Genomic DNA, 10131 nt, shown 5'->3' with positions numbered 1-10131 from the left:
TCTTTAAAGAATTAATGATTTTTGCGATCTTTTTTAGAAACCAGCGTAATGAGGGAGAAAGTATGCCGTGAGAAAAAAAGGGGAAGCTTTTTGCTTTTGCAGCCATTGGTCTTGATGTTTGAACGGAAACTGGCAGTGGCAAGGGGAAGGCCATAGAGTACGTGATCACTAAATTTTATCCCGTTATAGGAATATTAGGTTTTATAAGCTATAGAGAAGGCTATACCGAGGGGAGGGGGCTCTTAAGTCTTAAAGAGAAGATTGGATAATCTTCAGAGCACAAAATTATATGTCTACTAGAAAAAATAAGGGCGTTCTTGTATCTCATGTGCTTTTTATTCCACACCGTTCCAAAGCTAGTATCTCTAGCCTCAGTACAATGAGGTACAAATCAGATGATTTCTTACCCTACCTTAAATACACTTTTGTGAAAATTACTTTAAAGGTCGTGTGTTAGCTTATGCAAAATCTTTTATGGAAAGAGCTTATTGCTCTAAGAGCAAGGAAAAAAACGTATAAGGTTCCAGTGATAATGAAGAACTTATCGATGAAGTTTATAATCTTATCTTATTTAATTTATACTAAATCACCATCAAGCTCTATAGGATATTCAGACGTTTGAAAAAAGGATTTTATTTTTTCAGAGCTTGAGGAGCGAATAAATTGAGATTTCTGCATAAAGCAAACATGGAAAAATTGTGATTTATTGATAATGTCTTTTATCAGATAAGAGGATGAGAGCGATGAGAAAAGGGAATTTCTTTCAATATCGTAACGTGAATCAATAAACAATAAAACGCCAACACCGTTCTCAAATTGATTGACTATAATGAGTTGAATATCTGTAGCCGAAAGAGTGCAACCTTGAAGATTTAAGACATTTGTAAAATCGTGTACAGAAATTGAAGTTTCTATAAATATTATAAAAAATTGCTGTTCTTCCTTTCAGGTGTAAGGTATGGCCATGATAGCCACAATCGCATGATTGATCATATGCAATATGAACAACATCACCTGTGGCGTGCTCAAGTAATGGTGCATCTTCAGAATAAAAAACAGAGACAATTAATTCATCATTTTTAGAACTTGAATTGACTTGAATGTCATCATAAAGATCATTAATGTCACCATCAATCTTGGCTATAGTAGTAAGAATAGTGCTATTTTTTATACGAACTATCTTATTATAAAATTATGTAGGGTAGGAGAAGAACGTATAGGTATCTAATTTACACGCATAAAGGCTTTTCAGGGATTAAATCTAAACTCAGATTTTCTCTCTTTACAGAGTCAGAACTGTATTTTATCATAATGACTAGCTTCTCTATCATAATATTTCTTCACGAGAGCTTTCCAAAAATAGTACACCAGCTAGTTTGTTCTTAAAAAAATAATCAAGGCAATACTTTCGCACCACCCTCATTCGCTGTCTTTAAGGGTGCCTTTTGCATTTACAGAAATTTCCCACTGACTTTAGAAGCGGAGCCTAGAAAAGTGGGGAAGAGGAGAACCATAGGGTGCTGTGACTACTCATGTTGTCATGCTATAGAAATATTTGGTTTTGTAGGGTAGCAGCAGCCCCCCTTTAATGCTTTTTAGGCATTAAAAATGGCATGAGAAAATGCTGGTAGTTGTGATATGTTTTTTCTAAAGTTTTTTAATTATGGCTGATCCATGAGCTCTAAGATATACATTGAGAGAGAATGGGCGGCATTAAAAGTTAAATGCGCATGGTGAGGTTTGAGATTGATTAGTTTAAAATCCTTTTCTGAGCGGCCGTGCGCTGCACTTTTCTTGTTTCTTAAACTCATAGTACCATCTACAATTTGATACAGACCGGATGCGATCATTTTTAAGTCATTTTCATCTAGATCTTGATTTTTTAAGTTTTCTTTCTTCATATCTTCGGGATGGATCTTAGCTTTCTTAACGACTTGTTTCCATAAAACGGGCAGCGTATTACGGGCGTTTTCTTCATATGAGATAGAATGGTGGTCGAGATAAGCTTTGCAAGAAGCTTCCAATAGATTTGCTGCAAATAGAACCGCCTCCTTTGGATCTTTTTCTATATTTTCTAATGCCCTTTTTATTTCGATTTCTACTGCTGAAAGTCCTTTCTCTGTAATACGTTTTTGTAGCTCTTCTGTAGAGAGGAGACCAGCTTTTTGCAATTCTTGTGTGGAGGTCAGCTCCTTCTTGATAATATATCCTCCACGCTGATATTCTAATCTATCTTTCTTTAACGTTTCTAAAACTTTACGTTGGTCTTCTTTTAACTGTAGAGTTTTTTTGTATAACGATGAATTCAATCCGGTAGGGTCTGGATCATAATATTCTTTTTCCATAAAATCACTAAGCAGGTTACCAAGGACTTCAAGTGGTTCTTCGCATTGAGAATTGATTACACGTAGCCACACTTTAACTTTTTGGATTTTTGTACCTTCTGGAATTTCAGAAGGAGCAAATGATGCAATAAACAATTCATCTAACTCGTTATGCGTATAATGGTACGCAAACATTGGAGGAAGTAGTCCAATGATTGCAGGAGGAATTTTGTTTTTTTGAGATATTTTTTGCGGGGATGATAATTGCATTTTATGGCTTTATAATATCAAAAAGTGGTGTGTGGAGTGGTTTTTAGAGTATGATTTTATTGGCTTGACCTTGCATAGAAAGTCGCGCAACAATTTTGTGGCTTATATAAGATTTTTGAAAGGGAAATGCCATATTGTGTTTTAATTTTTTTCTCCTTTCACTGTTATAGCAGTGCAGCAGTGAAGGGGGGGTGAATAATGTGTGATAATTCGAAAAATATAGAATGAGAACAGAAGTATAATTTTGTATTATCGTAACTGCAATAGCATTCTTTATTGGCAGATTGTTTATTGGAGAGAAGGAAGCAGGCAATGCGCATAATCCCTGAACGGAAGGTTTTGTGACAAGAATTTCAACAATAGTATGTTAGAAAAAAATGTTGCGTGTGTTCTTTGCTTGTCAAAAAGAGCAGATGGGGCGCTTTATTCGCATAACCAGTAAAGAGCTCAAGTGGGACAAGAGAGAAGTTTAGCAATCTCGTTTATCTCGTCAAGTTTATTGCTTTCACTAAAAATGCTATTTTATGATATCCGCTGTTAATCTTGCATACTTGCTAAAGAAGAAATATAAACAATTATCGTCTCTGTAAGGGAGCTTTAAGCAATGAAATTAGGCGTAAAAAAGCTCTGAAAAGCTTCTTTTGCCGTAAAACTTACAAGAAAAATTTAAAGGTAGGGAAATCTAAAAGCACACTGTAAAAATCAAAAAAACAATTTTTTTAAAGATGGTTTCCCGTATGTCATTGTGTATTACGATTTTCAATGTTTTAAAAACTTCTCCCTCAAAGAGGAAAGCCTTTGTTCTTAAAGCGGGGGAGATTTGTTATAACAGTTAACAACAAAATAGAGAGAAGATGCTGTTTTACCAGCTGTTTTTGTTGCTTTATTCACTTAATCTCGTTGCAATTACCAAACCATAGTGATCAAAGAAGTGTGATATAGGGTGAATGAAATAACTTGGTTTGAAAGTGCGGTGCGATTTTCCACACCGCGATGTGTCGTGAAAAGTGATCAGCATTGGGGGCTGGGCGGCGTGTTCTATACTGGTGTTGTAGGGGCGTTTGTTAGTGCGTTTATGGGATCTTGGATTGAAAATCATGTTGTCCTCTGTGGACACCTCCAAAGATACCATTTAGAAAATCCCATATTTCAATGGGTTTTTAGAGGTGTCTCATAGAACAAAGGGCTCATAAAATTACAAACGCTGTCTGTTATCAGTGGTGTCCGATTTTAGAGTTTAAGGAGCTTGTCGGTTTAACGCTCTTTTATAGAATGATGAAGGCTGGGGCAAAGGTTCTAGCGCATTGGTATTCCTTAACAGTGGTAAAGGCTGTATAATTTTATACACCGTTGCAAATGTTATGGATAGGGCGTTCATACAAAAGCATATCATAAATCGGAATTTTTCTCTTGAGGCGATAAGAAGAGGGCTAGGCAAAACAGTAAAAATGTAGCGATAGAGAAGAGGAAGAATATGAGATATGTTTGACTTAAGGAAAGGTGTTGCTCTGTTAACGAATGTAGCAGAAAGCCAGCAAATACACCCCCTAAGGCTCCACCTATTTGCTGTAATATGCGTGTGATAACGGCTGTATCTTTGACGTATAAACTGTTGACATATTGGATGGGAGCAGACAAACATACAATGGTGGCGATGCCAAGCCCTACGCCTCTTAGCAAGAATCCAAGTCCATCCATGCTTATATTATAGCCGAAGCATAATAACCCAAAGCTTGATATCACCAAACCAATTCCTATCATGAAAAAGGGAGATTTTTCTTTCCACTTTTGGTAAATAAATTTCCTTCCAATCCATGCACCCACTCCTTGCAGAGCTAGGACTGCACCGATGATGAGAAGGCTATTTTCATGGGCTTGTTCCATGGCAATGGCTAGTGGGAAATAAACGAGGAAACTATAAAAAAGAAATGAAGCAACAAGCCCCATGATCATGAGCAATGTATAGCGCGCATTTTTAAATCCGCTAAAGACGATTAATTTGTTTTTTGCTTTCTGATTAGAAACAATGAATAATATGAGAGATATCACTGCTATAAGTGCTAGGATAAAGAGGGCGTTGTGGTTATTTATATTTCTGGCTTCTGTGAGGTAAAAAAACGAGAGAAGCGATATAGAAAATGCTAAAAATGCAAATAAGTTAAATTTTGTTTTTGTTGTTTCGTTGCTCTTTAAATGTTTTGCTCCAAGGGTGAGTGCCAATAAAATAAGCGGAATATTGATAAAAAATAACAAACGCCAAGACACATACTGAGCAAATGAAGCTCCTACAAGCGGTCCAAAGGCAGGAGCAAAAACCGTTGGTACGGCTATGGTGCCCATGGCTTGGCGCACTCGTGTCTGCCCAAATTGTAACGCAATAATGGTTTGGCTAAGGGGCAGCAAAAGGCCTGTCCCGAACCCTTGAATAATACGGGCAGATATAATGGTTGGAAAATTATAGCTTAATCCTACCCCCAGTGAGCCAAGCATAAAAATGAAGCTTGCAAGGAGCCAAGTTCTTTTTATACCTATTCTTCCTTGCACAAAAGCGGACATCAGCAGTCCTGGAACGGTGGCTAGAAAATAGGACGTGACAACCCATTGTATATTATTTCCTTCCACGGAAAAATAACGCGCAAGGTCAGGAAGGATGACATTGACAATGCTCCCGTCTAGTAGAGGAAGTATGCTGGAAATAATGACGGTATATATGACATATTTTTCTGATTTGGTATAGGAATCTACCTTTTGCATGATCATGCTCCCTACAGATATTATTTTAGATATGGGGCCTGCGTCATAAATTACAGAGCTCTAAGAATGAACACGCATTTGTGATATCTGCAATTTTGATATTGGAATGAATGTGATTGGAAGTGCTGATGGTCCCCTTGTGTATAACCCGCCTTTTTCTCTAGAATTAAGCCATCAGTTAAGCTGATGTCAATGAGTTTATCGAGGAGTCTATTCGCTGTCAATTCAATCTGTATGAGAGCAAAAGCAGAACCTAGACGTGCATACCTGCTCCATTTGCATTTATTATTTAACATGGAAAATGTTAAAATCTTTATAAATCAAATTATTGACTTAAAAATCCAATGTTTGTTTATATATCATTTTTTATGATTAAATGATTATTTGGGTGTCAAATGTATTTTCAATAGTTTATAATTTTCTTTTATTAAATATGCTGCCCTTTCTGAAAAATGTTCGACAATCTCTTGATTGTTTAATAAAAATTAAAATCGGTTATAAGGAAGAGTTTGAAAATTATAGAGTAGGAAAAAGTTGCATTTTATAAACAACAAGGGAGGGTTGTTTCCATAACCCAAACATTTTTTCAAGTTGTTATGGTATCTTTTTAAATTGCTTGATTGATAAAAGTTTCATAATTATCAGAAACAATATATTGGGTATTTTCTTCTAAAGCTTTGAAATGTTCATGACCGCAATAGAGTTTTGCTTTTTCCAGATCGCGCAAGATGTCTTCGAAAATACTTCCTTTGCTTTCCACAACAAAATACAGTTTTTCTTGCCCATCTTGCTCGAATAATACAGCCTAATTGGGAGTATATGATCCAAGAGGTGTATCAATTTAAACCATTTAGGCAGTTGCGCATAAACTTTAATCTCATCGTTTTTTTTCAAACGATTGTGCAAAACTGAACTCAATATCTGAATCACAAATACATGATCATAAGGTGATTTATGGTTTTTTACATATTCTTTTATAAAACGATTTGCTTTATATTTATTAAAATGCATTTTCTATTTTATTTTTTCATATAATTAGCCAATGAAGTTTTTGCTATAATATCGCAATTTGTAAAAGACTATTTTGGTAATTCAATATGAAATTTTTTATGTCGGTTTCTTGTATTGAAAGCAATGGTACGATTTTTGATATCTGATAAAAATATTTACAAAAGAATTAATAACGCATGATTATAGAATTTTGTCCTTTGTTTGAAGCATGTAAAGTTAAGCCATTGTTTATTGATAGATTTTATGTTCATTATTTATTTGATACATTTAATCTAGAATGTAAATATGTATTCATATCCTCAAACTAAAATACTGGTATTGAAGTGGTGAGAGTGTTGCTTTGTTGAGAATAGATAATTGGGTAGGTTAGTATTCCCTTTGTATCAGAGAATTCAACTTATTCTCTCATATTGTGTGTGGATGAAATGTTAACCGCATAATGCTCCCTCTTACATGAGATGTAAAATGGTTTCCATATTGAGAAAAGTTGTTGATCGTAGAGGAATATTTTTCTGCGAAATTTGTTTGGCTTGAATGGAAAAAATAGAGCAATAGCCGCATATTTGTTATGCTGTAACGGCATATATATAATCGATGGAGTCAACACTTCATTTAAGAAGTTTTTTAAAGGAAAAACATAAAAAAATAGAATTATTGAAAAAAATCTTTTATTTTGAATCTTGTCTCTCACGATTATAAAAGATTCACGTAGATTTCGAAAATTCTTGTTGTGTTGAAAAGCATGAAAAATCAAGAAAATTTTGCAAAAAAGCTGCACGCATAGTGCAGCTTTTTATGTATTTGCTTTAAAGGTAGACGTTTTAAAGCATGAAAGTGTCTTTACGGCTTCTATAACCATAATAGCCAAAAACACTGGAAATAATGGCGCCTACCAGACTTCCTAAAAAGCCCCACCACCCCATATTGGAGGCTGTTTTTGTGGCTTTAGTCGCAGTGTTTTTTGCTTCCTTGATCGTATCCTCAAGATTGTCTGAGAGTTTTTCAGCCCGTTCTTCAAGGGCTTTTATGGCTTTTTCAGTTTTTTCCTCTGCGCTTTGATAGAGTTGAACAGCATGGTTGGCTGCTGTTTGTGCATCCGAACGGGACATGCCATCGGTCATAAGGGCCTTGATGATATCACTTCGATCAAATTTTGTCGTGAGATCTTCTACACGATCAGACAGGCGTTCACCAAGATTTTTTAAAGTGGTGCGATAGTGAGACGGATCATTTTTAAAAGCTGTTATCGCAGAACCAATATCATTGAGTGCAGCTTGATAGGTTTGTTTTAAGCGATCAGGGTTGAGAGCAGGAATGTCGCTTTTATTGAGAAGGGTGCGCAATTCACTCCCAAGCTGGTCAAAATTGATATCATTGTCACTATTTTTTGCAAAAAACTGTTCAAGACTTTCGCTGTTTAAGTTTGCAAGTATAGGGGAAATATTGTTTTTTAGGCTGTCAACGGTTTGTTGGACTATGGAGCTGTTTTCTAGAGCCGTTTTAGCTCCTATCTTTGCTGTACTAGAAACCACGTGGATGGCTTGGAGGGTCATCAGCAATGTTATGAGAGCCCAAGTGAGAAAGCCATGAAGAATCCCTGAGGTTTCAGCAAAACGTCCAGCGACAAAGCCTCCCAAGGCTAGGCTAATCAGTGTAACGATAACAGAACCCACGCCAAAGGAGAGGAAAGAGCCTTCAAATGGGGTTGAAGAAGTGAAATCCATTTGGCTTAAGCCTAAAGCTGCAAACAGAAAAGAGAGGCAGATTGAGGTGGCAAGAGCCGTCACCAGTCCCGCAAAGATTGCGGACCATGAAATGGGTGTGTGAAAGAGTGAATATTTTTCTTCTAGAGATGTTTCTCCTAGAAAATTGGTATCGAATGGTGTGTCTTCAGGAATGCGAGTTTCCATGTTTTATCTCCTTGAATATGCTGGAGATACAATGCCTTTTTGCAAATTATGTTCCAAAAGTGAATAGATATGCGCCAAAAAGGACAGAAAACATCGAAAACAAGACGGTGATCATTACTTAAAATTCTTCTTACATGACTCCAGTCTAGAACTGATAATACCAGTTTATCGAGAATTTTAGTTGATGGGGGGTAAACGGTCTATGGGGGTATGCTCTCTTTTCCCGTTCTGTACTGCAATGTTTAAAAGATTGAATGTCGTTGTGAAGTTTAATCTTTCCCCCTTAGCTTAAAAGTAAGCTCTCTTAATGCTTTTCTTTCAAGTAATGTCCCAGATACTGCTTGAGGAAAACTTTGTAAACGCTTTTCCATCATTGATTATGTTTGAAGGTAAAAAGTAAAATTCTGGAGTCTTTATTTTATTATTCATTTTTTTGTAAAAACAGCGCGTCTTCTAAAATTTTAGTTTTTTATATTGTACTTATAATTAAAAGAATGCTTCAATTATTCAAAATAAATATCAAAAGTATTCAATTCAAAAAGCTATGAGAGATAAAAGAGAAGGAAGAAACATTAGTGTTCTAAGCTGTTTTTCCTTCTCTTATTGCTCTATATCAAAACAATACTAGAAAAATTTTCTAAGTTCTTTGAGTAAAAACTCCCAAAACCAGAGAGGAAAGTTAAAAAGTTTTGAAACAATGTCCAAAAGTTTCGAGATTTTCTCCAAAGGTTGTTTTTTAGTTTCGCACGTAGTTTTTTTATGCGATGTAAGAGCACTTTGATTTGAGAGATAAATTTGGTTTAATGGACCATCTTGTACTGAGAAACTGCATTTTGTAAAGGTCATGTGTTCTCCCTTTATGACGTAGGGATTATGAACTGTAATCGGTTCATAGGTGCTACAGGTTTTCACTTTTGCATTTGCAGTTGTTATGGATTCTGTTTCAAATGTATTTGTGTGAAGGTTACTTGTGCGTTTTTCGGGTTTACTGTCGATTAAAATACATTCATCCATTATACTTTTTATGGCTGCATTTACTTTATTAAACTCTTTTAGTAATTCTTTTATTAAAGGCCCGTAAATCTCTTTAATGTTTAAAAAATCCCGAACACCAAGTTTACTGATGGCATTATAGGACCACCCTGAAAGACGTGCGATTATTTCGATTGATTGCTCGTCGCCTTCTTTCCTCTGTATTGCTTTTAAGTCTTTAAGTTTCGGGCGGCGTAAGGTGATTTCTGTGTATGTCTTTCCTTCCACTTTAATAGGTACAAGTAATTGGTACATGGCTAGTTCTGTTATATTCATTGATAGCTTCTCCTTGCTTTCTAAATTAGATGCAGAATGATTTATCAAATTTTCATTATATCATGTTTGTCAATAGCTTAGGCAATAAACTTTGTGATGGTTATGTAGAATGAAAATCTAACAAAAAGGACAAGATGAATTTAGATTTTAGAGCGAGATAGAAGCACAATTTGCTTTATGATGTAATTGAAATGGATTAAGGTTTTTTGCTCAATTATTTGTGTTGATAAAGACTTCTCCATGAGCCATTATTATATTGCTGTATTGTTACAATAATATTTGCGTGGGGAGTTTTGAGGAAAGGGAGTTTGTGGCTTCTTTTTTCTTTGAGCGTTGTAAACCACTTCTGATAAAAGATGTTGTCGGGAAAGTGATGTTGTTATCATGGAGAGGGATAGTGTTTGGGAGCGTTTTTGTTGATGATATCAATGAAAAAAAGCTGATGAAGATAGGGCAACATGAATACAACAAAATGCGCTATTTCGGATTGGGAAATATATCTCTAAAGGGGAGTTTTGATCTTTTAGCTTCTTTTGCGTATAGTTTTAAAATTG

Annotated in this window: 6 protein-coding genes; 1 reads left to right on the top strand and 5 read right to left on the bottom strand. The window is 35.5% G+C overall.

Annotated elements, in window-relative coordinates; all coding sequences use genetic code 11:
* Window positions 1-1661 precede the first annotated feature (1661 nt).
* Window positions 1662-2594 (bottom strand): abortive infection family protein, encoded by a 933-nt coding sequence (locus ACFIN0_RS07635; RefSeq protein WP_375702250.1) that lies wholly within the window; start codon window positions 2592-2594, stop codon window positions 1662-1664.
* 943 nt (window positions 2595-3537) lie between these two features.
* On the opposite strand from ACFIN0_RS07635, the gene ACFIN0_RS07630 reads away from it, so the two are divergent.
* Window positions 3538-3771 (top strand): hypothetical protein, encoded by a 234-nt coding sequence (locus ACFIN0_RS07630; RefSeq protein WP_375702249.1) that lies wholly within the window; start codon window positions 3538-3540, stop codon window positions 3769-3771.
* A gap of 212 nt (window positions 3772-3983) precedes the next feature.
* On the opposite strand, the gene ACFIN0_RS07625 is transcribed toward ACFIN0_RS07630, so the two are convergent.
* From ACFIN0_RS07625 to ACFIN0_RS07610, 4 genes are all read right to left on the bottom strand, one after another.
* The gene (locus tag ACFIN0_RS07625; protein WP_375702248.1) at window positions 3984-5348 is read right to left on the bottom strand and encodes an MFS transporter; all 1365 of its coding nucleotides are present in this window, start codon (window positions 5346-5348) and stop codon (window positions 3984-3986) included.
* A 607-nt stretch (window positions 5349-5955) separates the two neighbouring features.
* Complete coding sequence (locus ACFIN0_RS07620) at window positions 5956-6108, bottom strand: hypothetical protein (RefSeq protein ID WP_375702247.1); 153 nt, start codon at window positions 6106-6108, stop codon at window positions 5956-5958.
* 1072 nt (window positions 6109-7180) lie between these two features.
* Complete coding sequence (locus tag ACFIN0_RS07615; RefSeq protein WP_375702246.1) at window positions 7181-8269, bottom strand: DUF3792 domain-containing protein; 1089 nt, start codon at window positions 8267-8269, stop codon at window positions 7181-7183.
* 624 nt (window positions 8270-8893) lie between these two features.
* Window positions 8894-9577 carry a phage tail assembly protein gene (locus tag ACFIN0_RS07610; protein ID WP_375702245.1) on the bottom strand — a complete coding sequence of 228 codons (684 nt, stop codon included), beginning with the start codon at window positions 9575-9577 and terminating at the stop codon, window positions 8894-8896.
* Between the last annotated feature and the right edge of the window lie 554 nt (window positions 9578-10131).

The sequence above is a fragment of the Bartonella sp. AA89HNZF genome, assembly GCF_042196905.1.
GTDB lineage: Bacteria > Pseudomonadota > Alphaproteobacteria > Rhizobiales > Rhizobiaceae > Bartonella.
This window is presented reverse-complemented; position numbering and strand designations above follow the sequence as displayed.

What these genes read in the sequence shown, in the direction of transcription:
- ACFIN0_RS07635 (WP_375702250.1), bottom strand. Translation starts at nt 2,594, where the DNA reads ATGCAATTATCATCCCCGCAAAAAATATCTCAAAAAAACAAAATTCCT.
- ACFIN0_RS07625 (WP_375702248.1), bottom strand. Translation starts at nt 5,348, where the DNA reads ATGCAAAAGGTAGATTCCTATACCAAATCAGAAAAATATGTCATATAT.
- ACFIN0_RS07615 (WP_375702246.1), bottom strand. Translation starts at nt 8,269, where the DNA reads ATGGAAACTCGCATTCCTGAAGACACACCATTCGATACCAATTTTCTA.
- ACFIN0_RS07610 (WP_375702245.1), bottom strand. Translation starts at nt 9,577, where the DNA reads ATGAATATAACAGAACTAGCCATGTACCAATTACTTGTACCTATTAAA.